23 protein-coding genes are annotated in these 25284 nt (G+C 60.1%); 16 read left to right on the forward strand and 7 right to left on the reverse strand.

Features of this window, described 5'->3' with window-relative positions:
* Both HGSM_RS06145 and HGSM_RS06150 read left to right on the forward strand, forming a co-directional pair.
* Positions 1-207, forward strand: a 207-nt coding sequence (locus tag HGSM_RS06145) for an OB-fold nucleic acid binding domain-containing protein (protein ID WP_019147872.1), incomplete at its 5' end; no start/stop codon positions are given.
* Positions 208-267: 60 nt separating this feature from the next.
* A complete protein-coding gene (locus HGSM_RS06150) occupies positions 268-1080 on the forward strand; it encodes a DUF3159 domain-containing protein (RefSeq protein ID WP_019147873.1) in 813 nt (270 codons plus the stop codon).
* On the opposite strand, the gene HGSM_RS06155 is transcribed toward HGSM_RS06150, so the two are convergent.
* Positions 1040-1702, reverse strand: a complete 663-nt coding sequence (locus HGSM_RS06155; RefSeq protein ID WP_019147874.1) for a potassium channel family protein — start codon at positions 1700-1702, stop codon at positions 1040-1042. The genes HGSM_RS06150 and HGSM_RS06155 overlap by 41 nt on opposite strands.
* Complete coding sequence (locus HGSM_RS06160; RefSeq protein WP_040594799.1) at positions 1702-2355, reverse strand: potassium channel family protein; 654 nt, start codon at positions 2353-2355, stop codon at positions 1702-1704. Before HGSM_RS06160 ends, HGSM_RS06155 begins: the two co-directional genes overlap by 1 nt.
* An 86-nt stretch (positions 2356-2441) precedes the next feature.
* On the opposite strand from HGSM_RS06160, the gene HGSM_RS06165 reads away from it, so the two are divergent.
* Both HGSM_RS06165 and HGSM_RS06170 read left to right on the forward strand, forming a co-directional pair.
* Positions 2442-4466 carry an APC family permease gene (locus HGSM_RS06165; protein ID WP_040594693.1) on the forward strand — a complete coding sequence of 675 codons (2025 nt, stop codon included), beginning with the start codon at positions 2442-2444 and terminating at the stop codon, positions 4464-4466.
* 80 nt (positions 4467-4546) lie between these two features.
* Positions 4547-5848 carry a class I SAM-dependent RNA methyltransferase gene (locus HGSM_RS06170; protein ID WP_019147877.1) on the forward strand — a complete coding sequence of 434 codons (1302 nt, stop codon included), beginning with the start codon at positions 4547-4549 and terminating at the stop codon, positions 5846-5848.
* A gap of 110 nt (positions 5849-5958) precedes the next feature.
* On the opposite strand, the gene HGSM_RS06175 is transcribed toward HGSM_RS06170, so the two are convergent.
* A complete protein-coding gene (locus HGSM_RS06175) occupies positions 5959-6336 on the reverse strand; it encodes a hypothetical protein (RefSeq protein ID WP_019147878.1) in 378 nt (125 codons plus the stop codon).
* Positions 6337-6568: 232 nt separating this feature from the next.
* On the opposite strand from HGSM_RS06175, the gene HGSM_RS06180 reads away from it, so the two are divergent.
* Both HGSM_RS06180 and acnA read left to right on the forward strand, forming a co-directional pair.
* On the forward strand, positions 6569-6889 hold the full coding sequence (locus tag HGSM_RS06180) for a hypothetical protein (RefSeq protein WP_019147879.1): 321 nt from the start codon (positions 6569-6571) through the stop codon (positions 6887-6889).
* Positions 6890-7211: 322 nt separating this feature from the next.
* Positions 7212-9962, forward strand: coding sequence for an aconitate hydratase AcnA (gene acnA, locus HGSM_RS06185; RefSeq protein ID WP_019147880.1), 2751 nt, complete (start codon positions 7212-7214; stop codon positions 9960-9962).
* A 124-nt stretch (positions 9963-10086) separates the two neighbouring features.
* Here acnA and HGSM_RS06190 read toward each other — a convergent pair whose 3' ends face one another.
* Positions 10087-11001 carry a hypothetical protein gene (locus HGSM_RS06190; protein ID WP_019147881.1) on the reverse strand — a complete coding sequence of 305 codons (915 nt, stop codon included), beginning with the start codon at positions 10999-11001 and terminating at the stop codon, positions 10087-10089.
* A 270-nt stretch (positions 11002-11271) separates the two neighbouring features.
* Here HGSM_RS06190 and HGSM_RS06195 point away from each other — a divergent pair, with 270 nt between their 5' ends.
* From HGSM_RS06195 to HGSM_RS06225, 6 genes are all read left to right on the forward strand, one after another.
* Positions 11272-11964 (forward strand): AzlC family ABC transporter permease, encoded by a 693-nt coding sequence (locus HGSM_RS06195; RefSeq protein WP_081581355.1) that lies wholly within the window; start codon positions 11272-11274, stop codon positions 11962-11964.
* A 5-nt stretch (positions 11965-11969) separates the two neighbouring features.
* The gene (locus HGSM_RS06200) at positions 11970-12269 is read left to right on the forward strand and encodes an AzlD domain-containing protein (RefSeq protein WP_326550023.1); all 300 of its coding nucleotides are present in this window, start codon (positions 11970-11972) and stop codon (positions 12267-12269) included.
* A 965-nt stretch (positions 12270-13234) separates the two neighbouring features.
* Positions 13235-14278, forward strand: coding sequence for a polysaccharide biosynthesis protein (locus tag HGSM_RS06205; RefSeq protein WP_195891352.1), 1044 nt, complete (start codon positions 13235-13237; stop codon positions 14276-14278).
* A gap of 100 nt (positions 14279-14378) precedes the next feature.
* The gene (locus HGSM_RS13675; protein ID WP_019147885.1) at positions 14379-14801 is read left to right on the forward strand and encodes a glycosyltransferase family 2 protein; all 423 of its coding nucleotides are present in this window, start codon (positions 14379-14381) and stop codon (positions 14799-14801) included.
* Positions 14802-15031: 230 nt separating this feature from the next.
* Positions 15032-15997: a hypothetical protein gene (locus tag HGSM_RS06220; RefSeq protein WP_154646262.1), complete on the forward strand. Its 966-nt coding sequence runs from the start codon at positions 15032-15034 to the stop codon at positions 15995-15997.
* A 57-nt stretch (positions 15998-16054) separates the two neighbouring features.
* Positions 16055-16486: a DUF1801 domain-containing protein gene (locus HGSM_RS06225; RefSeq protein WP_019147888.1), complete on the forward strand. Its 432-nt coding sequence runs from the start codon at positions 16055-16057 to the stop codon at positions 16484-16486.
* 60 nt (positions 16487-16546) lie between these two features.
* Here the strand turns inward: HGSM_RS06225 and HGSM_RS06230 are convergent, their stop codons facing one another.
* On the reverse strand, positions 16547-17455 hold the full coding sequence (locus HGSM_RS06230; protein ID WP_019147889.1) for a phosphotransferase: 909 nt from the start codon (positions 17453-17455) through the stop codon (positions 16547-16549).
* Positions 17456-17722: 267 nt separating this feature from the next.
* Between HGSM_RS06230 and dxs the strand changes: the two genes are divergently transcribed.
* From dxs to pflA, 4 genes are all read left to right on the forward strand, one after another.
* Complete coding sequence (gene dxs / locus HGSM_RS06235; RefSeq protein WP_019147890.1) at positions 17723-19627, forward strand: 1-deoxy-D-xylulose-5-phosphate synthase; 1905 nt, start codon at positions 17723-17725, stop codon at positions 19625-19627.
* A gap of 267 nt (positions 19628-19894) precedes the next feature.
* Positions 19895-21991: a formate C-acetyltransferase gene (pflB, locus tag HGSM_RS06240; RefSeq protein ID WP_019147891.1), complete on the forward strand. Its 2097-nt coding sequence runs from the start codon at positions 19895-19897 to the stop codon at positions 21989-21991.
* A gap of 53 nt (positions 21992-22044) precedes the next feature.
* Entirely contained in the window at positions 22045-22302 is a 258-nt protein-coding gene (gene grcA2 / locus HGSM_RS14945) for an autonomous glycyl radical cofactor GrcA2 (protein ID WP_376780679.1), read from the forward strand.
* 274 nt (positions 22303-22576) lie between these two features.
* Complete coding sequence (gene pflA / locus HGSM_RS06250) at positions 22577-23434, forward strand: pyruvate formate-lyase-activating protein (RefSeq protein ID WP_040594803.1); 858 nt, start codon at positions 22577-22579, stop codon at positions 23432-23434.
* A gap of 124 nt (positions 23435-23558) precedes the next feature.
* Here the strand turns inward: pflA and HGSM_RS06255 are convergent, their stop codons facing one another.
* Both HGSM_RS06255 and HGSM_RS06260 read right to left on the reverse strand, forming a co-directional pair.
* Positions 23559-23756: a PLD nuclease N-terminal domain-containing protein gene (locus HGSM_RS06255; protein ID WP_019147894.1), complete on the reverse strand. Its 198-nt coding sequence runs from the start codon at positions 23754-23756 to the stop codon at positions 23559-23561.
* Positions 23757-23879: 123 nt separating this feature from the next.
* Positions 23880-25284: 3-hydroxyacyl-CoA dehydrogenase (locus tag HGSM_RS06260; RefSeq protein ID WP_230197505.1), on the reverse strand; the 1405-nt coding region annotated here is incomplete at its 5' end.

Consider the following 25284-nt stretch of genomic DNA (forward strand, 5'->3'; position numbering starts at 1 on the left):
CCCTCACGTCACCGCACTGTGCTCGTAGCTGAGCTCTACGATGGCACAGGTTCCATGGCGCTCATTTGGCTGGGACGGCGGAAGATCGCAGGGATTGAACCGGGATCACGGCTTACGGTCACTGGACTCGTCACCATCGACGGCGGGCAGCCGATCATGTACAACCCGATGTATGAGTTGCGGGCGAAACCAGGCGACAGCCAGTAACTTTTTCGCCTTACCACCACCAACCAGGACGCCCGCGTCATGAGAAGCCCGGAGCCCATCGTGGAATCAGAACGTTCCCCGCAGGAGAACACCGCCAGGGGCGTCAAGTCCCTGACAGCACAGGACTTTGACATGCTTGACTCCGTAGGCGGAGTCCGAGGACTGGTCGAGGCAATCGCACCGGGGCTGATCTACCTCGTGGTGTACGTGACCACGGGAAACTTGACCCCAGCGCTCATCTCCTCGCTCTCGGTGGCGGTCTTGCTCGTAGTCCTGCGGCTCATCCAGCGCACCCCCGTGACCATGGCGTTCTCAGGCATCTTCGGCGTGGCAATCGGGCTCTTCGTGGCATGGCGCTCAGGAGACGCCTCGGACTTCTACGTCTGGGGCCTTCTGGTCAACATCGCGTACCTCGTTGTCCTTGCCCTCTCCAACGTGGTGAAGTGGCCGGGCGTTGGGGTCATGGTGGAGATCCTGCAGTCGGGGCTTGGTGCTACCTCAAGCTCGAAAGAAAGCCCGGCAGAGGACGCCTCGACCAACTCCGCGGCAATTGAAGGCGCGGAGGGGCTGGAAGCCGCTCAATCGTCGAAAATCAGTGACGAAAGCACGGACCAGCCCGCACTGGTCTGGCCAACTGCGTGGCGCAAGGATGCCGACCTCATGCATAGGTACACCGTAGTGACTTGGATCTGGGTCGCGATGTTCGCGGCCCGATTGATCGTGCAGGGGCCGCTCTATCTGGCGGGGGAGTCAGCGGTAGCGGCGCTCGGAACGGCCAGGCTAATTATGGGGCTGCCGCTCTTTGCGCTCGTACTGTGGCTGTCCTGGCGAATTATTCGCCAGCCAGCAGTTTCTGCAGCGCCTCAAGATTGACCTCAGAGCCCGTCACGAACAGCAGTTCGTCGCCGGCTTCGAGCGTGTCATCGTCCTGAGGTGAAAGTGGCTGGTCACCGCGGACAATCGCGGCAAGGACTGTGTCTTGTGGCCACTCGCACTCACCCACGGTCAGTCCGATGAGGTGCGAGCTCCCCGGAATAGTGAACTCTAGAATGTCCGCGCCGGACTGGTGGAAAGTAAAGATCTTGACCAGGTCACCAACGGCCACGGCTTCCTCGACCATCGCCGTCATGATGCGAGGCGTCGACACAGCAACGTCCACACCCCACGAGTCGTCGAACATCCACTCGTTCTTGGGGTTATTGACACGCGCAACCACGCGAGGCACACCGAACTCAGTCTTGGCCAAAAGCGAGATGACAAGATTTGCCTTGTCATCACCGGTTGCCGCAACGATGACGTCGCACTCACCAACCTGAGCCTCGTCCATCGTCGATAGTTCACACGCGTCAGCGAGTAGCCAGTCTGCCTCCGGTACCTGCGCCACGCGCATTGCGGAAGGTTGACGGTCAATGATTGTGACCTCGTGGTCATTCACTAGGAGTTCGCGCGCAATGGAACGGCCTACCGAGCCTGCGCCAGCGACGACAACCTTCATTAGTCTTCCTCCGGCTGTGGCTCGTGCGTAAGAATGCGTTCAACCGTGCTGACGCTCGCTGCGTGCACGAGGAGGTGCACGATATCGCCCTCCTGCAGGACCGAACCGGAATCAACCAGTTGGCCGGTACCGTACCGAGAAACAAAGGCCGTGCGCGCGCCAGTGATGCGGTCAACGGCGCCGACGGAGCGCCCGTACCATCCGGGGTGCACGTCAATCTGGCACAACCGGACGTTTCCGGAGGGGTCGCGATACTCGTCAGTGGCGCCAAGAGGGAGCATGCGGCGCAGAACCTGGTCCGAGGTCCACCGGACCGTAGCTACAGTGGAGATGCCTAGTCGCTGATAGATCTCCGCACGCTGGGTGTCATAGATACGCGCGACCACGTGCTCTACGCCGAACTTCTCGCGCGCGACGCGCGCGGCAAGGATGTTCGAGTTATCGCCATCCGAAACGGCGGCGAACGCGTAGCATTCGTCGATTCCGGCTTGGATCAGTGTGTCCCGGTCAAAGCCGATGCCCGTGACTTTCTTGCCACCGAACTCGGGGCTCAAACGCCTGAAGGAATCGGGATTCTGATCGACTACGGCGACCGAGTGTCCATAATTTTCGAGTGACTGGGCGAGCGTGGCACCCACGCGTCCGCATCCCATGATGATGAAGTGCACAGCCGAAACGCTACACCCAACTAGGCGTTTGGGATAACGCAAAATGCTATCTAGGCGTAGTATCGGCAGACGTGACCGACATTACCGATGCCGCCAAACGGCTCCTGCTCGGAAAACCAATGAGCAGTGAGAGGCTTGGGCACACGCTGTTGCCCAAGCGTCTAGCACTGCCCATCTTTGCTTCCGATGCGCTTTCCTCCGTTGCCTATGCGCCGGATGAAATTCTCCTCACCCTCGCGCTAGCAGGCGTTGCGGGAACGATCTGGACGCCGTGGGTGGGGCTTGCGGTTGTTCTGGTACTTGTGGTGGTCGTTGCCTCCTACCGGCAGAACGTCCACGCATACCCATCGGGAGGTGGGGACTATGAGGTGGTCACCGAAAACCTTGGCAAGAACGCCGGGCTCGCCGTGGCGTCGGCGCTACTTGTGGACTATGTCCTCACCGTTGCCGTGTCGATCTCCTCCGCCTCTCAGTACGTGGCCTCTGTGTTTCCGGCGCTACGTGGCAGCGAGGTAATCGTAGCGATCTCTGTCGTGGTGTTTTTGACGTTCATGAACCTTCGCGGAGTCAAGGAGTCCGGTAAGGCATTTGCAATCCCCGTGTATATGTTCATGGGTGCCATCGGCCTCATGGCGATGTTCGGGTTCTTCCAGTACCTGACAGGTTCTCTCGGTGAAGCTGAGAGCGCTGGATTTGTGCTCACGACCTCCGAGGCCTACGACCAGGGCCTTGTGGGGCTTGGGGGAGCGCTCTTGTTCGCCCGAGCGTTCGCGTCCGGATGTGCCGCGCTAACCGGTGTTGAGGCTATTTCCAATGGCGTGCCATCGTTCAAGCGCCCCAAGTCCCGCAATGCGGCGACGACCCTTCTCATGCTCGGAACAATCTCGGCGTCGATGCTCACCGTGATCCTTTTACTAGCCATGGAAACTGGCGTCAAGTACGCGGAGAACCCAGCGGAGCAGCTGCGCACGGTGTCGGGAGGCGCAATACCGGATGACTACGTACAGCACCCGGTGATCTCCCAACTCGCAGAGGTCATCTTTTCGGGGGCTCCGTGGCTGTTCATGCTCGTTTCCGCTGTGACCGGATTGATTCTGATGCTCGCTGCGAACACCGCATTCAATGGCTTCCCGATTCTCGGTTCGATCCTGGCCCGTGACGGCTACCTGCCCCGCCAGATGCACACGCGCGGTGACAGGCTTGCATTCTCCAACGGCATCATGACTCTCGCGACGGGTGCGATCGTTCTAATCTGGGTCTTTGACGCGCAGGTCACAAAGCTGATTCAGCTCTACATCGTGGGTGTGTTCATCTCGTTCACGCTGTCCCAACTCGGAATGGTTCGCCACTGGACGGGCAAACTCCGTAAGGCATCAGATCCGCGTGAACGCTCCTCCATGCGTCGTTCCCGCGTCATCAACGTCATCGGCTTCCTGCTCACCGGCACGGTCCTGATCGTTGTTCTGATCACCAAGTTCACGCACGGCGCCTGGATTACGCTCCTCATCATGGCACTGCTGTTTCTTCTCATGCGCTCAATCCGCAAGCACTACGACTCGGTCATCGAGGAGCTCGCGCTCGGTGACGACCTTGCCGCGGCACGTGCACTTCCGAGCCGCGTTCACGCTATCGTTTTGGTCTCCAGGATCCACAAGCCCACCATGCGCGCAGTTTCCTACGCCCGTGCAACCCGACCCAGCGTGCTCGAGGCCGTGACGGTGGGCGTTGACGAGAATGAGATTGCGACCCTCCAAGCGGAGTGGCAAAAGATGGACGTTCCGGTCCCGCTCCGGGTCTTGAACTCGCCGTTCCGCGAGATCACGCGACCCGTGCTGTCATATGTTCGTTCTGTACGCCGTCAGAGTCCGCGGGACCTTGTCGTGGTCTACGTGCCCGAATACGTCGTGGGCCACTGGTGGGAGCAACTTCTGCACAACCAGAGTGCGATACGCCTGAAGTCCCGGCTCCTGTTTACCCCGGGTGTTGTAGTGTCCTCAGTTCCGTGGCAGCTGTCGTCCTCTCAAGGACACGGCGTGGAGACCACGTACTTCCCGCAGTCAGGCCAGCCGCCGGCGATGGAAGACCGCAAGCGTTAGAAGACGTCACATGGGTTTCTGTGCCGAACGGCACGCACACTGGCCACCTTTTTCACCGACTACCTTGCGATAATGGTTAGGTGAATACTGAAGCCCAGCCCCAGAACTCCGCCGCTCCACGCGCCGAGGACCTCGTAGAACTCGAAATTGGTCCCGTCGCGCACGGTGGTCACTGCGTAGCCCGCCTTGATGGCCGTGTCGTGTTCGTGCGCCACGCTCTGCCTGGTGAGCGTGTGCTGGCCCGTTTCACTGACCAGGGTGAGAAGTCAAAGTTCTGGCGCGCGGATGCCGTCAGCGTTATCGAGCCCAGCGCCGACCGTGTGCGGGCTGCTTGGCCCGCCGCAGGTCCTGACGGCGTGGGTGGCGGCGAACTGAGCCACGTTTCGTTGGCTGGCCAGCGCGCGTGGAAGTCTTCTGTGGTGGAGGAGCAGCTGTCGCGCTTGGCTGGTCTGGATCGCAAGGTCACCGTTGAGGCAGCGCCCGGCGACGACGAGGCCGGTGGCCTCGGCTGGCGTACACGCTTTGACCTGATTGTCGACGATAAGGGTCGCGCTGGCATGCGCGGCTTCCGTTCGCATGACATCAAGCCACTTAAGACGATGCCTTTGGCATCTGCTGCGGCCCTCGAGCTTGCTGCCGAACACCGAATTTTCGATGGAAACTGGGAACCTGGTGCGCAACTGGAGATCGTGGCCCCGGCCAACGGCAGCCAGGGTGTTGTACTCATCAACGGCGAACCAGAGCGCAAGGGCCAAGCGGATGTGCGCCCGAATGCCAAGCGCAACGTCTCCGAGACTGTGGTGGTTGACGGCGTCGAACACACCTATCAGGTCGCAGCTAAGGGCTTCTGGCAGGTCCACCGCGAGGCTCCAGCACTGCTCGCGCAGACTGTCCTTGACATGTCCCGCGGAGACGGCGAGCTCGACCTTGAAGACGCCACCGTGGTTGACCTTTTCTCGGGTGCCGGCCTGTTCTCCGTTCCGTTCGCGCACGCAGTAGGTGAGGTCGGACGAGTCATCTCGATTGAAGGCGACGAGCGCGCGTGCCGAGATGCCCGCCGCAACCTACATTCCTTCCCGCAGGCTGAGGTCCACGTGGGTGACGTTGTCAAGGTTTTGGCTGACGGCGACCACGGTGCGATGGCTGGTGCGGACGTTGTAGTCATGGACCCACCCCGCGCCGGTGCCGGCAAGGTGGTTGTCGAGGCTGTTGCAGCGCTCGAGCCGCAGCGCGTCGTCTACGTGGCATGCGATCCCGCGGCTCTCGCCCGCGACATCAAGTACTTTGCAGAACTCGGCTACGAACTTGGCGATTTGCGTGCGTTCGACCTCTTCCCGATGACGCATCACGTAGAGTGTGTCGCGCTGCTGGTCAAGGCGTAACTTCGCCGTAAAAGCATCAGAAAAGAGGACGTTTCCGCACCTGCGGAAACGTCCTCTTTGGTTGTGGCGCCGACGCATCAGCAGCGCTCGATTTAGATGCTGGGTAGGGCTTAACTGATGGCCACGATGAAGGTAGCGACGGCGAGTACCGCGCACACGGGGGTCATCACGACGCGCTCCTTGCGGCTCGGGGAAAATGCCGTCAGCATGATGCTGATGACGACCAAGGCAAAGAACACCCACACCGAGATCACGATGAAGGGGTGATACGAGTTATCGAGTACATGGGCGCGTCGCCACAAGAGGATCGCAAATAGCACATAGGCAGCGATCGAAACGACGCTCCAGAACTCGAGATCTTCGGGCAGCACCTTGTGCTTTCCTCCCCACACGTACTCACCCAGAGGGCGGTCAAAGACGAGAAGCGCCTGAAAGATTGTCAAAGCGCCGAGAATGACAAGCGCAGTAATCAGTGCAGTGGTGACCATGCAGAGCTCCCTCAGGTATGGGAAAGAGTGGGTCGTGCTATATGCCTGTTAAGCAACAGAGTACGGTTTGACCACCGCAAAAGGTGGGAGCACGGGTGGTGAAAGTCCGCGCGCATGAACTCTAGGGAACTGGGACCTTCGGCGGCGTAGCCCGCCGCAGCGCAGGCATAGTGTGAAGGTGAGAGGCGCTATGAAGGTGCCCACGATCGTCGTAAATATGTAAGGAACCAACGTGAGCCAAGCGAACGGGCCAACAGTTCACAAGTACGGAATCGACCCGGAGGTGGGCATGCCCACCTACTTTGAGGGGGAACTGCCAGAGGGAATGCAGATCCAGATGTTCAAAGTGGTGCGGCCGGAGCGGCAGATTGAGCTGTTCTTCGAACCGTACAACCCTGAGTTCGCGATCGAAGGGTCGCGCTGGGGCTATGTGCTCAATGCAGGTGTACTCAGCGTGCAGCTGACCACGAACGGGCGCGTGACCACGTTCAAGTCGTACGCACCGGGGGCCTGGCTGACCGTGCAGGCGTTCACCAACTACCGCCCGGCGTAGTCCACGCCTGGGAGGCGCACTGGTGGTTGCGCACGGGGAGCGAACGGAGCCGCAGGTGAGCGAGTGGGTTCGACGTCACAATCGCCTTTACGCAACGCGGACATGATTTATCTTGACGTCAAGATAAATCATGTATGATTGACGTTGAATCAAGATGTGACTGGTCACAGACCAAGTTAGTTGTCTGCTTGCAGCCCCTGTGGGTGAGGACCAGACTTGAGTGTGAGCCAGTGATAGAGCCCGCAGGGTTCAGCCCCAAGGCTGATCGCAGCACCCGGTCAGGGTGGCGATCAGGAACTCGCTATTAAACGAAGGAGTGTCCGTGAGCAACGTCGACACGTTTGGTGCGAAGGGATCGCTCGAGGTGGGTACCACCTCGTACGAGATTTTCCGCCTCTCGGCAGTGCCCGGTATGGAGAAGCTTCCATACAGCCTCAAGGTCCTCGCAGAGAACCTGCTCCGCACCGAAGATGGTGCAAACATCACCGCAGAGCACATCCAGGCAATCGCACAGTGGGACCCGAGCGCCCAGCCAAACACCGAAATCCAGTTCACGCCAGCACGCGTGATCATGCAGGACTTCACCGGTGTTCCTTGCGTTGTTGACCTTGCAACCATGCGTGAAGCAGTTGCAGAGCTCGGCGGAAACCCAGAGCGCATCAACCCGCTCGCACCAGCAGAACTCGTCATCGATCACTCGGTCCAGATCGACGTCGCCGGCCGTGCGGATGCCTTTGCCCGCAACGTAGAGCTTGAGTACGAGCGCAACCGCGAGCGCTACCAGTTCCTGCGCTGGGGCCAGACCGCATTCGACGATTTCAAGGTCGTCCCACCCGGCACCGGTATCGTCCACCAGGTCAACATTGAGTATCTTGCTCGCACCATCATGACCCGTGAGGTCGGCGGCGTGCTTCGTGCATACCCAGACACCTGCGTTGGAACTGACTCGCACACCACCATGGTCAACGGCCTCGGTGTGCTCGGCTGGGGCGTCGGCGGCATCGAGGCCGAGGCCGCAATGCTCGGCCAGCCAGTTTCCATGCTCATCCCACGCGTCGTTGGATTCAAGCTCACCGGCCAGATCCCATCGGGCGTTACCGCGACCGACGTTGCTCTGACCATCACCCAGATGCTCCGCCAGCACGGCGTAGTGGGTAAGTTCGTTGAGTTCTACGGCGAGGGTGTGGCTTCGGTGCCACTCGCAAACCGCGCCACCATCGGTAACATGAGCCCGGAGTTCGGCTCAACCGCAGCGATCTTCCCAATCGATGGCGTGACCATCGACTACCTGCGCCTCACTGGACGCTCCGAGGAGTCCATTGCACTCGTTGAGGCGTATGCCAAGGAGCAGGGCCTCTGGCTCGATCCTTCGGCCGACACCTACATTGAGCCACAGTTCTCCGAGTACCTCGAGTTGGACCTCTCCACCGTTGTGCCATCGATCGCTGGACCAAAGCGCCCACAGGACCGCATCCAGCTCGACCACGCTAAGGAGCAGTTCCTCCGCGACCTGCCAAACTATGCACCAGAAGTTGCGCACGAGGACGAGGCTTCGGAAGAGTCCTTCCCAGCTTCCGATGCGCCAGCCGAGAGCGCGCCAGGCCGCAAGGTTATTAACGTAACCGACTCCAACGGAAAGTCCTTCGGGCTCTTCCACGGTGCTGTCGCGATTGCGTCGATCACCTCCTGCACCAACACCTCCAACCCTTCGGTCATGCTCGCGGCAGCGCTCGTGGCAAAGAAGGCAGTGGAAAAGGGCCTCACCGCCAAGCCATGGGTAAAGACCTCAATGGCACCCGGCTCGCAGGTCGTCACCAACTACTACAACAAGGCTGGCATGTGGCCATACCTTGAGGCGTTGGGCTTCCACCTCGTTGGATACGGTTGCACCACCTGCATCGGTAACTCTGGACCACTCGACGAGAAGGTCTCGGAAGCAGTCAACGAGCACGACCTCTCCGTGGTTTCGGTCCTCTCCGGTAACCGTAACTTTGAAGGCCGCATCAACCCTGACGTCAAGATGAACTACCTTGCGTCCCCTCCGCTCGTCATCGCGTACGCGCTTGCGGGAACCATGGAGTTCGACTTCGAGCACGAGCCACTCGGCTTCGATCAGGCCGGCGCACCAGTGTTCCTCAGGGACATCTGGCCAACCCCAGAAGAAGTCCAGGCCACGATCGACTCCTCGATCGACCGCGACATGTTCGAAAAGGACTACGCGGACGTCTTCGCTGGCGACGAGCACTGGCGTGCGCTTCCAACCCCTGTTGGAAACACCTTCGAGTGGGACAGCGAGTCCACCTACGTGCGTAAGCCCCCTTACTTCGAGGGCATGGGCAAGACCCCAGCACCGGTCACCGACATCTCGGGCGCTCGCGTTCTTGCGAAGCTCGGCGACTCGGTCACCACCGACCACATCAGCCCTGCCGGTGCGATCAAGCCGGGAACCCCAGCTGCTGAATACCTCACCTCCAACGGTGTGGCTCGCCGTGACTTCAACTCCTACGGCTCCCGCCGTGGAAACCACGAGGTCATGATCCGTGGAACGTTCGCAAACATCCGTCTGCGCAACCAGCTCCTCACAGACGTTGAGGGTGGCTACACGTTCAACTTCCTGACCGGTGAGCAGTCGTTCATTTACGACGCTTCACAGGACTACCAGCGCGCGGGTATCCCACTCGTTGTCCTTGGTGGCAAGGAGTACGGTTCCGGATCGTCCCGTGACTGGGCCGCAAAGGGAACCGCACTGCTCGGCGTGAAGGCAGTCATTACCGAGTCGTTTGAGCGTATCCACCGCTCGAACCTCATTGGAATGGGTGTCCTCCCACTCCAGTTCCCAGCTGGTGAGTCCGCAAACTCGCTCGGCCTCGACGGAACCGAAACCTTCGACATTGCAGGCGTGACCGAACTCAACAACGGCACGACCCCGGCAACCGTCAAGGTAACAGCCACCAAGGCTGACGGCACCTCGGTAGAGTTCGACGCGGTCGTTCGCATCGACACACCAGGCGAAGCGGACTACTACCGCAACGGCGGAATCCTGCAGTACGTGCTGCGCTCGCTCGTTGACTGAGAAGTAGCAGAGCCGTGTCAGCGGGCGTCGCAAGTGTGCGGTGACTTCGCTGGCTAGCGGACACGCTAAAGGCCCAGATTCTCTTGCATGCAAGAGAATCTGGGCCTTTAGTTATTTGGTGGGGCTAGCGGCCTAGGCCGCCGAGCCGCTCGAAAACTGCGACTGCTTGGTCAATGGCGGCTGGCGACACCTGGCGGCGGAACGTACGTTCGATTGCGTACGTCAGCGCGCGAGCAGGGTCGGACGCAAAGTCCTTGCGCCCGTACGCCCAAAAGTTGGGCTCAAGAGCGGTGTAGAAGTCGTAACTGACATCTCCAAATGACTGCAGACCCAGCGGATCGGCCTCGTGCAGTGCGTCGGACAGCCTGAACTTCTCCGGATGGGAGAACTCAAAGCCACGTTTCGCGGCGAACAATCTAAACCGGAGGGCCCCAACCTTCCGCGGCGTCCTGTAGGCCTGAGAAGAGTGATCGTTAAGCTGGCTCTCGAGCGTAAGCATCTCCCTCAGAACAGTGCGGTACTGCTCGGGGGCAAACGAAAGAAGCAGAGGGTGAGCAATAGGCTCGAACAGCCAACGGTCACCCAGCAGAAACTCGTCTTTCTCGGGCCACTCGGGGTACACGGTGCCGAAGTCAGACCACACAATGGCTTCGGGCGACTGCGTGACGGTGACTGCTAAATAGCCGCAGAGCTCGTCCCCGCAGCACGTGTACAGCGGTAATTTTCCCAAGGGAAACTGGTCCGACTGGCCTAAGAGTGCGGCAATGCCTGCCCATTGGACGATATCGTGCGGGCCCCTGCGCGCGAACACCTCGCGCAGGTATGTCACGTCATTTATCCGAGAACCAATCTCCTCATGGTCGAACGGCACGGTCACGGTGCACGAGTCAAAGGACACGTCGTCAGACAACGTCTGTGACAGTGCACGGCCATCTACAAGAAACTCGGACTCTGCGCTGGGCCGCTCCCACGAAACAGGGCCGCGCCAGGCAGGACGTGCGTGGATCATCGATCCTGCGGCCAGTGTGTTCAGTTCCATGTGGCTTGGTCCTTTCCTATCGCAGTGTGCCTGGTAGCGACGCATCAGAGCCGGTACCCGGCTTTGGTGCTGGAAGTTGCGGCAGAATCGTCGAAAATTCGTAGGTGGTCAGCCCGCCGCAGAATGCGGCAGGCAACCGCACCAGTCTAAGTGTCCGGGCGCGGAGATACCCGCTATTTTCCTTGCGTGCACGAAGCGTCGAGCGCTGCGCGGGCGGCAGACCGTGGACGCTCGAGCTGGCGCTCGATAGACGCGGTTACCCTAAGTTTCATGAGTAAACGGTTCTCTCCGGTGATGACCGCAAGCCTCTCGTTGTCGTTTGCCACGGGCCTGTACGGGATTTCCTTTGGTGCACTCGCGCTTGCTGCAGGCCTGAACACGTGGCAGGCCATGGTGCTGAGCCTGCTTATGTTCACGGGTGGCTCGCAGTTCGCGTTCATAGGCGTGCTCGCTACTGGTGGGACCGGAGCGGCAGCCACCGGATCGGCGGCACTACTCTTCACTCGAAACGCAATTTACGGCGCGCAAATGAACCTGCGCGTCCGCCCATCGGCTCGGTCCACACTGCTGGCGGCTCACGTTACCATCGACGAGTCCGCTGGGTTGGCGACCCTCCAGGACTCACCAGACCAGCAGAGAACTGCTTTCTGGTGGACTGGAATCGGAGTGTTTGTGTGCTGGAACGCCTTCACTTTTGTGGGAACACAACTAGGGGAGCGGGTTGACCCACAAGCTTGGGGACTGGACGGTGCGGCCGTAGCTGCATTTGTAGCCCTGCTGTGGCCCCGAATCAAGAACCGCGACCATGCGGCAGTTGCGGTCCTTGGCGCCTTTGTGACCCTGATGCTGATTCCGGCGGTGCCTGCCGGAGTGCCCATCATCCTTGCGGCGGCGGTCTCGGCTGCGGCAGGCTGGGCGCTAGCTTCCAAGCACGAATCACGTAACGCGGGAAAGGCCTCCTAGTGTCGATGTGGTTCTGGGTGATTCTTGCGAGTGTCCTTTCCCTTGGAGTGAAACTACTCGGGTACCTACTGCCGGAGTCGCTCTTTGACAACCCCAAGGTGGTGACCATGGCCAACTTTGTCACGATCGGGATGCTGGCGGCGCTCGTGGTGACCAACGCCTTCTCAACAGGCCAGGGGCTCGACGTTGACGCCCGGCTGGCGGCGCTCGTGGTTGCGGTGATCGCGCTGGTCATGCGCGCGCCATTCCTCGTAGTGATCGTGCTCGGTGCGACTGCAGCGGCACTTGTCCGGCTGGTGTGCTGACCGATGCGGTAAACGGCATTCGCGAGTTTGTGAGGCAGAAACGCGCGACCTCGGGATCGGTGATTTACGAATTTGTAACAATGCATGAATTAATTCGAGAATTGGACTTGCTTTGCGAGAATTACGTAATTCTGGCCGGATCTATAGGAGTGAGGCCCGAGAGGATACCACGATTGGGTGAGCACTTGCGAGCGCAGGCCCATTCTGGGACTATCGAATAGTCGCAGATACAGTGGCTGCTCGGAACCTTCAATTTTTGAGTACTCCGATCAATAATGCACTGGAGGAAATGCTTGCCGTTTCCCCATGTCGACTTCATGCTCTGGAGCGTCACGAGTTATTCTCCGTCCACTTGTATCAATCGCCGCCCGGTTGGGCGGCCCCGATATTTGCATCCTGCTTCAATCTGAAGCCCCCTGCTTCATATTGAAAGTTGGGTTGTGAGACACCATGTAGTGTCACAACCTTAGATGTTCTTTGGCTTGCGGCCGTGAAAAATGGCCTCAAAGCTGCTGCAACTAAGTGCAGAAAGGTCGTGCGTTTTGGGTATGGCGCACTTCTTGGGTCACATAGAAGTGCGCAAGCCCCTAGGAGGGACTCCGCGGTTCCAGCTGAATCATGATTCGCACATTTTTCCATCCCCCTGAAAATTTGCAGAATAACTGAAACTTTCGGTGCGAAAACAGTCTTGAACGTGCGGTTCGCAGTATTGCGAGGTGGCAATACTTTTCGGGCGCACACATAAACGAAGGCGTACCTGCCGGGTGTCTGGCGCAAAACCTTCTTCGTAGCCGCATCAGTTAGGGATTCAGAGGACCCTTCCTGTTGTGCTGAGTTGTGTGTGCTCTGACGAAAGGTCATCAATGAGCCTCCGGCGCGGGAGAAAATTCCCTATTAAATACATTTCAAGCAGGGAGTTTGCAAAAGATGCAATAGCTTGGATTATAGCAATTCCGCTGGCAGAGATGATCCGTCATGAGTTTGAACTAGAACACTCGAGCACTGCGCGAGCATTCATTATCGTGCCATTTGCGGTATGTCTACAGTGGCTTATCGGAACCGGAGCGCATCTATATAGGGTCGGCAATATTCGAGGCTCGTTCGAAGAGCTTAAGGTTCTCGCTGTCACAGTTCTCATGGTGGGCTGGTGCTTAATCCTTCCTGTGGTCCTTGTCGGTCCTGCGCTCGGAATTTCTCGGGGGACAACTACGATCTCGATTCCCTTGGCGCTCATTATGATGGCCGGGTTTAGGTACCTTGCACGAACTCGACAAGAAAAATCCGTACTGAAGCAGCAGGTAGCCGAACCCGTGATTGTGTTTGGTGCAGGCCCGTTGGCTGTGCACCTCAATGACCAACTGCTGACTGACCCGGATTCGCCCATGCACCCGGTCGCGGCCCTCGACGACTCTGACATGAACCACTATCGCTACATTCGGACGGTACCGGTGCTCGGGACCCTGCACGATCTGTCTAGGGTTGCGAACTTCCACGGCGCCAAAGTGCTCCTCATTGCAGTGTCGGATATGTCCGTCGAACTTCACAGGCATGTACTCGCTGCCGCAGAGAAGGCAGGCCTTGACGTGAGGTTTTTCCCAACCCTCAAACCTGCTCTGTTCTACACCAAGTCTGCGGCTCCAAACACCCTTCGTAACGTTCCCGTTGAGGAACTCATCCAGCGCAAGCAAGTCGAAACTCATGTGGCGGACATCGCCGGCTATGTGTCGGGCGGGCGTGTGCTGGTCACTGGAGCGGGCGGATCAATCGGTTCGAAACTTTGCCTACAACTGAGCAAGTTCAATCCGCAGGAACTCATCATGGTGGACCGTGATGAGACCGGGCTGCAGCACACCCAACTCAAAGTACGGGGAAATGGTCTTCTAGATACTCGTGAAGTTGTGCTGCCAGATATACGAGACGCCACTGCGATTCTGGAACTCTTTGAAACCCGCAGGCCGGATCTTGTGTTTCACGCGGCTGGGCTAAAGCACCTCCCCAAGCTTGAGTAGTATCCTCTCGAAGCTTGGTAAACGAATGTTCTGGGCAGTCGTAACGTCCTCGAGGCAGACAAACGTGTCGGAGTAAGCACGTTCGTCGATATCTCCACCGATGAGGCCAACCGACGCCACCTTCCCCGACGCTACAGTCACCGACGTCACCGCAAAGCTGTTCCAGCGAAATCAGGTTGTGAGTTCCTCTGTGCTGATTCGCAGAGAACTATTGGAACAACAGGGCGGCTACCGCGAGGATCTATCGCAAATGGAGGACTACGAGTTGATCTTGCGGCTGGCTGCTCACACTCGCGTGCTTGTCGTGGCTAAAGCACTCGTGGACTACCGGATTCATAGCAATCAGATCACACGAACGGGAAGGCTCCGCGATAGGTTTCTCACGCAGATAACGAGTGCTCAACGCGATCTCGCGCGCCAGCAGGGCGTGGGCCTGATCCGCCGCTGGGTCTACTCGTCCGCGTGGCTTGGGGCCCAGTATCTGGCGATCTTGGGTATCCGACGGCGCCGCTATGATCGGTAGCCAGATTCTGCAAGGACGGCGCCCGCACTCCATATACTTGGTGGGTGCCTCCATCATCCGTACGGGCGGCCAGTTCCTTACGGTTTCCCTCATAACCCTGTTCTTGGGTGTAGAACAGGCGGGACAGTATGTCCTTGCAATGGCGATTGCCGCACCGATCTTTGTGTTTACGGGCCTCGGAATCAACTCGACCTTTTTCACTTTGAAGGTCCCACTTGCAATGTCAGGCTATGAGCGTGCGCTGCTGTTTTCCTACAGCGCTGGCGCTTGCAACCGGGGTTCTGACCGCGTTTGTGGCCCCTAACCTGCTGGGGATAGTCGCGTTGGTGTGCCTACTCACGGCACTCGACGTCCTGAGCGACCTGTACGCACTCACGCTCCAACGCCATGGCCAGTACCGCGCGGTGCTCACGCTGGCAGCCGAGAGGACCGCGGTATACCTGATTCCGACTGCGCTGGCGCTTGTGCTGTGGCGCAACCTTGTGCTGGCCCTGTTCATAACTGCTCTTGCGTCAGGTGTGTTCGTGCTGGCTCGTAACAGGGGCCTCGCGCACAGGCTTGAGCGGGCCCATCCGGTCACGGGTCCTGGGGAAACTGCCAACGGTTGGCACCGGGCGATGACGTCGGGACTGCAGGTTGGTGCGGGGGACGCGATCGCCTCGCTCGCAACTGCAATCCCGCAGTACCTGCTGTCGTTCTACCTGGGCGCGGCTGCACTGGTTCCGTTCACTTACGCGACCTATATCTTGGTGGCGATCGAGATGGTGCTCAACGCGCGGATTCTCATCTGGATGAAGCGCGCCCAGCAGCAACGCCAGCCGGTTGTGGGGGAGTACGTCCGGACGCTCGCTATCGTTTTCCCTTTTGGCGCACTCGGGACACTCGGGGTGATTCTCCTCTTCAAGGCCCTGAGCCTGGAGCCCCTATTTACGGAGCCGTGGGCGTGGGTAGCCGTAGCAGGAGCGGCCGTTGTCCTCCCGGCTGTATACCTTGCCCACGCCGTGCTACTGAGGAAGAACAAGTATCACTGGACCATCGTGGTTTCTGTTGCCGCGGCCGCCGCGCTCTTCCTGTGCGGCGTGCTCATCAATCCGCAGTGGGCAGTGACCGGCGCACTGCTGACTGTTGTGTGTGGAGCGGTGGTTCGGTTGTTCGGTCTGCTCATAGCGGGCAGGCCGTGGCAGCGGGAAACCTGAACGCCGGCGCTCGCGGCTAGCGTGCCCCGGCGAAAGCCGGGCCCTACACTTGACCTCATGAGCGAGAACAAGACCGCCCCCACAGACGTGTCGCCCGAGGACTTCATCGAGCGCGTGGAGAATGCCACCCGCCGGGAAGACGCGTGGCGATTGTTGGAGATGCACCGCGAGATCACGGGGCACGAGCCGGTCATGTGGGGCCCGAGCATCATCGGGTTCGATAGCTACCACTACGTCTACGCATCTGGGCGTGAGGGCGACGCAGCAGCAGCCGGGTTCTCGCCCCGCAGCGCGAATCTCGTGCTTTACGTTGCGCTCGACTTTGAGGGTGCCGATGAGTTGCTTGCCCGGCTCGGCAAGCACAAGACGTCCAAGGCCTGCCTTTACATCACTCGTCTCGCGCAGGTGGATGAGGACGTGCTGCGCGAGCTGATCGCTCGCTCGTACGCGCACGTCAAGGAGATTTACGACGATCCTGCTGGCGACTGACCACCATCGCCCGACCCAGCGGGCGGACTCGCCGGGGCGCTGCCACCCGGACCTGTGCGCTCACCCAGCCATATCGTCGAGAAGTTGGGCCTTTGCCCAGCGCGCCATGCGCACGAAATCTGGAGTGGACAGGTCCGACGTGAGAACTGCCGCGATAGTGGTGGCGATGACCCAGCCGCGAGCGCGGGGGAGCAGTCCGGGGTCGGCTGCGAGCGCGGGGGAGCAGTTCTCGAGGTAGGAGGCGAAGAACAACTCACGCCCCTGCGCATCGAAGGACGCCCACGCGTTACCGAGGTCCACCGCCGGGTCCCCGGAGGTGAGATCGCCGAAGTCGATGAGTGCGGCAAGCGTGTGGTCAGCGCCCAGAACGTAGTTGCCGGGGTGGATGTCCCCGTGGCACCACGTGCGGGGCATTGCTGGTGGGGGCGCGGCAATGGCGGCGTTCCATAGGGGCAGCAACTCGGCGAGTTCGGGAGCGTCCTTGATGCGCTGCAGCAACACGTCCTCACGGGACGAAAGGGGTAGGCCCCGGTAGGGGTTTACGGGAGCGCCTTCCGGCGCAGGCTGATGCAGCAGCGCGAGCTGGCGGCCCAATTCGAACGCGGCGGGTGTTCGGTCTTGGGGCGCAACGGACATCGCGCGGAGCCCGTGGACCCACCGTGTGATGGTCCAGGGGTACGGAAAACTGTGCGTGGACTCGGCAACGTGAATGATCTCGGGAAAGCCTGTTGTTAGAGGCCGCGCGACCGTACCGAGCCACGTGATCTCGTTGCGTTGGGGCTCGAGAGCGGCCTCGCGCCGGGGGAATCTGGCGGCTAAATCGGAGCCAATCCGGAACATAACGTTGTCCCAGCCGGTTGCCGCGTACTCAATAGGAAGGTGCCCATACTGCGGGAACTGCGAGTCCACGAGTCGTCGGACGAGGTCCGCGTCGGTGTCCGACATAAAGAAGTCTTGGCTCGCAGTCACCGAACAATTCTGTCACAGCCGTGTGGGCGGAAAGGAAATGACGCTGTCCCCACGAGCACGGTAGGCGCGGTCTCGTTCCGATCCGCTGCGAGATAGTGCTCGAGGTCAAACGCGAAGCAACTGTGTGAGTTCTGGCCCAATTCCGAATCAATTAGGCCAATACGCTGTTCTCAGTTCGGAGATTACAGACTGAGTAACTACAGTGGATAGGTATGAGTTCTAGGCGCAGCGACCTTTGTTGCTGCGCACATGAGAGAGGGGCACCGGTTGAGCTTCCTAGAGAAGGTGAACTCCCCGGCAGACGTAAAGAAGCTGGATGAGCGTGAAGCAGAGCTGCTCGCACAGGATATCCGCGACTACTTAGTCCAATCCGTTTCGCAGACGGGTGGACACCTTGGACCAAACCTCGGCGTTGTCGAACTGACCATCGCGATGCACCGCGTGTTCAGCTCACCAAAGGACACATTTGTGTTCGACACCGGGCACCAGTCGTACGTTCACAAGCTGCTCACCGGGCGCCGCGACTTCTCCGACCTGCGTAAGCGAGACGGCCTGTCCGGCTACCCGAGCCGCGCTGAGTCGGCGCACGACGTCGTAGAGAACTCTCACGCTTCGACCGCGGTGTCCTGGGCTGATGGAATTGCCAAGGCAAACCTAGTGCGCGGACTCGACGATCGCCACGTTGTGGCGGTTATCGGTGATGGCGCACTGACCGGCGGCATGGCCTGGGAGGCGCTCAACAACGTTGCAGAGGGAGAAGACCGCAAGCTCGTTGTGGTTGTGAACGATAACGGGCGTTCATACTCGCCAACTATTGGTGGGCTTGCCAAACACCTCGACTCGCTGCGCACCTCGCGGCAGTACGAGGGCGTACTGTCCTGGGGCAAGAAGACGCTTCCACGCTTTGGCATCCCCGGCCAGATGGCATACGACGCACTGCACGGTCTGAAGAAGGGCGTCAAGAACGTCATCCGCCCGCAGGGCTGGTTTGAGGACCTCGGTCTGAAGTACCTGGGCCCGATTGACGGACACAACCTCGAAGAGCTCGAGCACGCGCTGAACTCCGCCAAGCGGTTCGGCGGCCCTGTTCTTGTCCACGTGATCACAGAAAAGGGACGTGGTTACAAGCCAGCTGAGGAAGACATCGCCGACCGCTTCCATGCGGTCGGACAGATCCACCCCGAGACCGGACTGCCTGTGGCGCCATCACGCTTCGGCTGGACCTCCGTGTTCGCGGACGAGATCGTCAAGATCGGACACAAGCGACAGGACGTCGTGGCAATCACCGCGGCGATGTTGCACCCCGTGGGACTTGCCCCGTTCCAGAAGGCCTTCCCGGAGCGTACCTTTGACGTGGGAATTGCGGAACAGCACGCAGCGACCTCGGCAGCTGGTATGGCGTTCGCTGGCCTGCACCCTGTGGTGGCTCTGTACGCAACGTTCCTGAACCGAGCGTTCGACCAGGTCCTCATGGACGTTGCCCTGCACAAGGCCGGTGTCACCTTCGTATTGGACCGTGCCGGCATCACCGGAGACGACGGTGCGAGCCACAACGGCATGTGGGATATGGCGCTCATGCGTATCGTCCCAGGCCTGCACCTCGCGGCTCCACGCGACGAGGCGACCCTGCGCTCCGCCATCAACAAGGCGGTGTCCATCAGTGACGCCCCGTCTGTGGTGCGCTACCCCAAGGGCGCGCTCGCGGAGCCGATCCCTGCGATCGAGACGGTAGACGGCCTCGACATTATCGCGCGGTTCGGCCCTGACGGACATGAAGCCTCGACCCGTACCCCTGGTGCGCCACGCGTACTCATTGTCGGAATTGGATCCATGGCACCCGTCGCGATCGAGGCGGCACAGAAGGTAGCGGCGCAAGGCAACAACGTCACCGTTGTGTCACCACTGTGGGTTCTGCCTATCCCGGCGTCGCTCAAGAAGGTGGCGGAGCTCGCGGACGTCGTATTCACGGTTGAAGATGGCCTAGCGCCTGGCGGCGTGGGTGCCCTTTTGAGCGAAGAACTACACGCAACCGGCAACACGACACCGGCCTACAACCTTGGGCTCCCGGTCGAGTTCCTCGACCACGCATCGCGCGCCCAGGTCACCGAGAAATACGGGCTCACCGCAGACCACATCGCAGACTTCGTGCTGGAACGAACACCGCACGCGTAAGTGGCGTGAATCGTCGAGAATAAGAGCCAAACACTGAGGGCCCCGGGGATGAATTCTCGGGGCCCTCGGCCGTGCGTGTTGGCACGCGGAACGTGGTCGTTGACAATAAAAGTGCACCCCTGTGACCTGCGCAATCAACGCGCAATTGGATGTGACTGAGGAGACACCAAAAACGGCTCTGCGGGGCCCTTGGTCCCAACTCATCCCATCAATTTCTTCATAGGCTGGAAGCAAGATCGAACCAGATCAGAAAATGAGGAAACGGCGATGACAACCACAGAAAACGACGCCACCATGACTCAGTCATCCGCATGGCGTGGATTCGAAGAAGGTCCATGGAAGGACCTGATCGACGTGCGCGACTTTATTCAGCGTAACTACACCCCATATGAGGGTGACTCGAGCTTCCTCGCGGGCCCCACCGAAAAGACCCTCCGGGTGTGGGACGCACTCGAGAAGAACTACCTGTCCGTTGAGCGCAAGCAGCGCGTCTTCGACGTAGACACCAAGACCCCAGCCGACATCGACGCCTTCCCAGCTGGCTACATCAGCGAAGACGACGACGTCTGTGTTGGACTTCAGACCGACGTACCACTCAAGCGCGCAATGATGCCAAACGGTGGATGGCGCATGGTGGAGACCGCGATCAAGGAAGCTGGCAAGGAGCCAGACGCCGACGTCAAGAAGATCTTCACTCAGTACCGCAAGACCCACAACGACGCTGTGTTCGACATCTACACGCCACGCATCCGTGCGGCACGGTCGAGCCACATCATCACCGGTCTTCCAGATGCATACGGCCGCGGCCGCATCATCGGTGACTACCGCCGCGTGGCGCTGTACGGCCTGGACTTCCTCATCGCAGAGAAGATGAAGGATAAGGACTCCGTAGCAGACCAGCCATTTAGCGAGCACTGGGCACGCTTCCGCGAGGAGCACGCGGAGCAGATCAAGGCGCTCAAGAAGCTTAAGCGCCTTGGTGAGTTCTACGGCTTTGACCTGTCGCGTCCAGCCTCGAACTTCAAGGAAGCCGTCCAGTGGACCTACTTCGGTTACCTGGCATCCGTGAAGTCGCAGGATGGTGCAGCAATGTCCATCGGTCGCCTCTCCTCCTTCTTTGACGTGTACTCCGAACGCGACTTCGCCGAGGGCACCCTGACCGAGACCGAAGCACAGGAAATCATCGACGCGCTCGTCATCAAGCTGCGCATCGTCCGCTTCCTGCGCACCATCGACTACGATCAGATTTTCTCCGGTGACCCATACTGGGCAACCTGGTCCGACGCCGGAATCGGTGAAGATGGCCGTACCCTGGTCACCAAGACCTCGCACCGTCTGCTCCAGACCCTGCGTAACCTGGGCCCAGCACCAGAGCCAAACATCACCATCTTCTGGGACGAGAACCTGCCACAGGGATACAAGGACCTGTGCGCCGCCGTCTCGATCGAGACCTCCTCGATCCAGTACGAGTCGGACGAGCAGATCCGTGACCACTGGGGCGACGACGCTGCAATCGCTTGCTGCGTGTCCCCAATGCAGGTGGGCAAGCAGATGCAGTTCTTCGGAGCTCGAGTCAACGCCGCCAAGTCCCTCCTCTACGCCATCAACGGTGGCCGCGACGAGGTTACTGGCAAGCAGATCGTCACCGGCTACGAGCCAGTACAGGGCGACGAGCCACTCGATTTTGACGACGTCTGGGAAAAGTACGAGCTCATGCTCGACTGGGTAGTTGGAACCTACGTTGAGGCCCTCAACATCATCCACTACGCACACGACAAGTACGCGTACGAGGCCGTGGAAATGGCCCTGCACGACCCAGAGATCGTCCGCACCATGGGTTGCGGTATTGCAGGACTGTCGATCGTGGCTGACTCACTCTCCGCGATCAAGTACGCAAAGGTCACCCCGATCCGCGATGAGACCGGACTCATCGTTGACTACAAGACGGAAGGCGACTTCCCTCTGTACGGCAACGACGACGACCGCGCCGACGAGATCGCAGCAACCGTTGTGCACACCGTGATGGAGAAGATCAAGGCCATCAAGATGTACCGCGACGCAGTACCAACCCAGTCGGTCCTGACCATCACCTCGAACGTGGTGTACGGAAAGGCAACGGGAGCGTTCCCTTGCGGACACGAGGCCGGACAGCCATTCGCTCCAGGTGCAAACCCTGAGAACGGCCGCGACACGCACGGCATGGTTGCCTCGATGCTCTCCGTAGCAAAGCTCCCGTACGACTCCGCGCTGGACGGCATCTCGCTGACAAACACGATCACGCCTTCCGGCATGGGTCGCACCAAGGAAGAGCAGGTAGCCAACCTCGTTGGCGTCCTGGACTCCGGCTTCGGCTTCCGCGGCTGATTCACGGCACCCGCACCACACACCATTTGTTCCCTGACACAAGAATCGTAGGAATGAAAATGAGCGCAAAGAGCTTTGAAGAGCGTCGCGAGGCAATGCTTGCTTCCAAGGAGAACGCAGGCGGAGAGAAGGGCCTCTTCCACGCAAACATCAACGTCCTGAACAAGGAGACGCTGGTGGACGCGATGGAGAACCCAGACAACTACCCAAACCTGACTGTTCGCGTTTCGGGCTACGCGGTGAACTTCGTTCGCCTCACCCGTGAGCAGCAGATGGACGTTCTCTCCCGTACGTTCCACGAATCAGCTTGATTCACTGATAGGTCACAGGGGCCGGATGCCAGCCGGCGTCCGGCCCCTTGCCCTATCTCCGGTACTTTCGCCGGTTTTACCACTGGTACCCACTCGGGTACTGCTGGTGGAAACGCAGGCCGCCAGCGAGATGGCGGCGCACACGGTGTCCGCACACCATGAGGGGATGAGTTAGTTGAGCGCAGAATTTGCATCGGGCACAGCCCAGTCGGCCGAGCTGGCCGGGGCGACCCTGTCGGCCCAGTCGGTCCAAGCTATGGAGGCCGCCGATCTCATGACGATTGGTTCGGTTGGCGATTCGGGTTTCGAGGCGCCAGAGCATCGCACCAAGGGCGCGGGGCTGTCTGGGATCGAAGAGGCCGAGGTCAGCCGCGAGGAACGTCTCGAGCAGATGCAGAATGGCACGCTCGGCTCGGTACACTCCTGGGAGCTCGTGACGTCTGTGGACGGCCCCGGCACCAGGATGACGATCTTCCTGAACGGCTGCCCACTGCGTTGCATCTACTGCCACAACCCCGACACCCTCAAGATGAAGGACGGCGAGCCCGTCACGTCCGATGAACTGCTGAAGAAGATCAAGCGGTATCGCTCGGTGTTCAAGTCCACGGGTGGCGGAATCACGATTTCCGGTGGTGAGGTTCTCATGCAGCCTCGCTTTGCGGCAACCATCCTCCACGGCGCCAAGGAAATGGGCATTCACACCACGATCGACACCTCGGGCTACTTGGGCGCCGCCTGCACCGACGAGATGCTCGAGGACATCGACCTAGTCCTACTCGACGTCAAGTCCGGTGATGAGGAGACCTACAAGAAGGTCACCGGCCGTGCCTTGCAACCCACGATCGACTTTGGTGACCGCCTCGCGGCAGCCGGCAAGGAGATCTGGATTCGTTTTGTTGTGGTCCCAGGCCTGACCGACGCGGTTGACAACGTCGAAAACGTTGCCAACATCGTGGCACGGTGGAAGGGCGCAGTCTCCAGGGTCGAGGTCCTGCCGTTCCACCAGATGGGCCGCGACAAGTGGAACACGCTCGGGCTCAAGTACGAACTTGATGAGACCGAGCCACCCTCAAAGGATGTCGTGGAGCGGGTTCGCGAGCAGTTCCGCGCCAAGGGCCTCGAGGTCTACTGATTTTCGACGATTCACCGGGCTTGCGTTCATCGCCGGCGGTAGCGCGGTGGTTCTGTGAGAAAGGGCGAGGGCCGCAGCTGACGCTGCGGCCCTCGCCCTTTTGGTCTTACTAGGTTTCCGCAAGTTAGCGGACGTTGTGCCGTCCCCAGACTAGCCATAGGATCGAGCCAACGAAGCTGGCGAGCAGAACGACGAGGACCCAGATCAGTTTTTGAGTGCTGTCGGTGAAGTTCGTCTTGACGATGTCGACAAGAGCCCAGATCCACAGCACGAGGGCCGCGAGGCTGAGTAATACAACGAAGATTCCGAAGACAGAGGACACGCTGGGACTCCCTTATTGAGCTAATTGACCGGGTTCAGATTATCGCAATAGTGCTGGTCGTGACAGGTGTTTTGCAGCGCAATGCAGGGTGGATCTCGCGCAAGTTCCACCCTGCAGTGGTTCTCAGTCGTGCGCTGGCACGCTCGCGATGCCCCGCGGGTGGAATCGCTTGCCCAGTACCTTCTCCGAGTATCCGGCGCGGTCGAGGTACGGGGTGATTCCACCGGCGGCAAAGGACCATCCGGCGCCCAGGATCATGCAGACGTCGATCTGGGTTGGAGTCTGGACTACGCCCTCGTCGAGCATCATGCCGATCTCTGTGGTGAGTGCAGTGAGCACGCGGTCCAGGACCTGGTCCTCAGTCAGAGACTCGCGCTGTGACTCGTCCGTTTCCTTTCCAAAGAATCGTGCCGCTGCGGGGTCAACCTCTGCGGGCAGACCCTTCGCAACGGGTGGAAGGGAGACTCGAGCGCCCTCGGCCACGACCTGCTCGAGGCCCGGGGAAGCGGGGAAGCGTTCGCCGAGATCCTGGCGCAGGGAGGTCAGCACGTGCAGGCCCACGGCGGGGCCAACGAGGTCGAAGAGCGCGAACGGTCCCATGGGCAGCCCGAGTGGTCGGAGCGCTCGGTCGGCCACCGAAATGTCTGTGCCGTTCTCGATTGCCTCCACGATCTTGCCCATGAGCAGGATCAGCAGGCGGTTGACCACAAAGCCGGGACGGTCGCCAGCAAGTACAGCCGTCTTGCGAAGCTTCTTGGCAACGGCGAATGCGGTGGCGAGAGCCTCGTCCGTGGTCTTCTCGGCATGAATGACCTCGATGAGCGGCATCTGGGCAACAGGGTTGAAGAAGTGCAGTCCCACGACACGCTGCGGGTGTTGGAGGTCCGCCGCCATTTCCGTGACCGACAGGGCTGACGTGTTGGTCGCCAGAATTGCGGTGGGGGAGATGACCTGCTCGAGTTCCGCAAACACCTTCTTCTTCAGCGGAAGGATCTCCGTGACCGCCTCGATGATGAAGTCGCATTGCGCAAACTCGCCAAGTTCCGTTGTGCCGTGCACGCCGGCAACGATCTTGTCGGCAACCGCTGCCTTGAGCTTGCCGCCAGCCACCAGCTTCTCGGCGGTTGAGGCAACGAACTGGAGACCCTTGTCCACGCGCTCTTGGTCAAGGTCGCGCATGACAACGGGCACGCCGAGGCGCTGGCTGAAGAGGAACGCGAGTTGAGCAGCCATGAGGCCCGCACCGACAATGCCTACCCGCGTAATCGGTTGGGCGAGCTTCGGGTCCGGTGCGCCGGTTGGCCGCTTGGCGGCGTTGACGGAGTGAAAAGCGTAGATAGAGGCGCGGAACTCCTCACTCATGATGAGTTCTTCGAGTGCGCGGTCCTCCGCGGCAAAGCCCTCGTCGCGTGAGGTGTCTGGGCCAAGCTCGAGTAGTTCCAGCAGCTTGTACGGCGCAGGTCGGGCGCCGTGCACTGTTGCGTCAACCTGGGCGCGGGCGGCCCGAACTGTCGCATTCCATACTTCC

Source organism: Timonella senegalensis JC301, assembly GCF_000312125.1.
GTDB classification, from domain to species: Bacteria; Actinomycetota; Actinomycetes; order Actinomycetales; family Cellulomonadaceae; genus Timonella; species Timonella senegalensis.

Coding starts and splice junctions, on each gene's coding strand:
- HGSM_RS06155 (WP_019147874.1), bottom strand. CDS start 1,702: ATGAAGGTTGTCGTCGCTGGCGCAGGCTCGGTAGGCCGTTCCATTGCG.
- HGSM_RS06160 (WP_040594799.1), bottom strand. CDS start 2,355: ATGGGATGCGGACGCGTGGGTGCCACGCTCGCCCAGTCACTCGAAAAT.
- HGSM_RS06175 (WP_019147878.1), bottom strand. CDS start 6,336: ATGGTCACCACTGCACTGATTACTGCGCTTGTCATTCTCGGCGCTTTG.
- HGSM_RS06190 (WP_019147881.1), bottom strand. CDS start 11,001: ATGGAACTGAACACACTGGCCGCAGGATCGATGATCCACGCACGTCCT.
- HGSM_RS06195 (WP_081581355.1), top strand. CDS start 11,272: ATGAGTAAACGGTTCTCTCCGGTGATGACCGCAAGCCTCTCGTTGTCG.
- HGSM_RS06200 (WP_326550023.1), top strand. CDS start 11,970: ATGTGGTTCTGGGTGATTCTTGCGAGTGTCCTTTCCCTTGGAGTGAAA.
- HGSM_RS06205 (WP_195891352.1), top strand. CDS start 13,235: ATGATCCGTCATGAGTTTGAACTAGAACACTCGAGCACTGCGCGAGCA.
- HGSM_RS13675 (WP_019147885.1), top strand. CDS start 14,379: ATGAGGCCAACCGACGCCACCTTCCCCGACGCTACAGTCACCGACGTC.
- HGSM_RS06220 (WP_154646262.1), top strand. CDS start 15,032: ATGAGCGTGCGCTGCTGTTTTCCTACAGCGCTGGCGCTTGCAACCGGG.
- HGSM_RS06225 (WP_019147888.1), top strand. CDS start 16,055: ATGAGCGAGAACAAGACCGCCCCCACAGACGTGTCGCCCGAGGACTTC.
- pflB (WP_019147891.1), top strand. CDS start 19,895: ATGACAACCACAGAAAACGACGCCACCATGACTCAGTCATCCGCATGG.
- grcA2 (WP_376780679.1), top strand. CDS start 22,045: ATGAAAATGAGCGCAAAGAGCTTTGAAGAGCGTCGCGAGGCAATGCTT.
- pflA (WP_040594803.1), top strand. CDS start 22,577: ATGACGATTGGTTCGGTTGGCGATTCGGGTTTCGAGGCGCCAGAGCAT.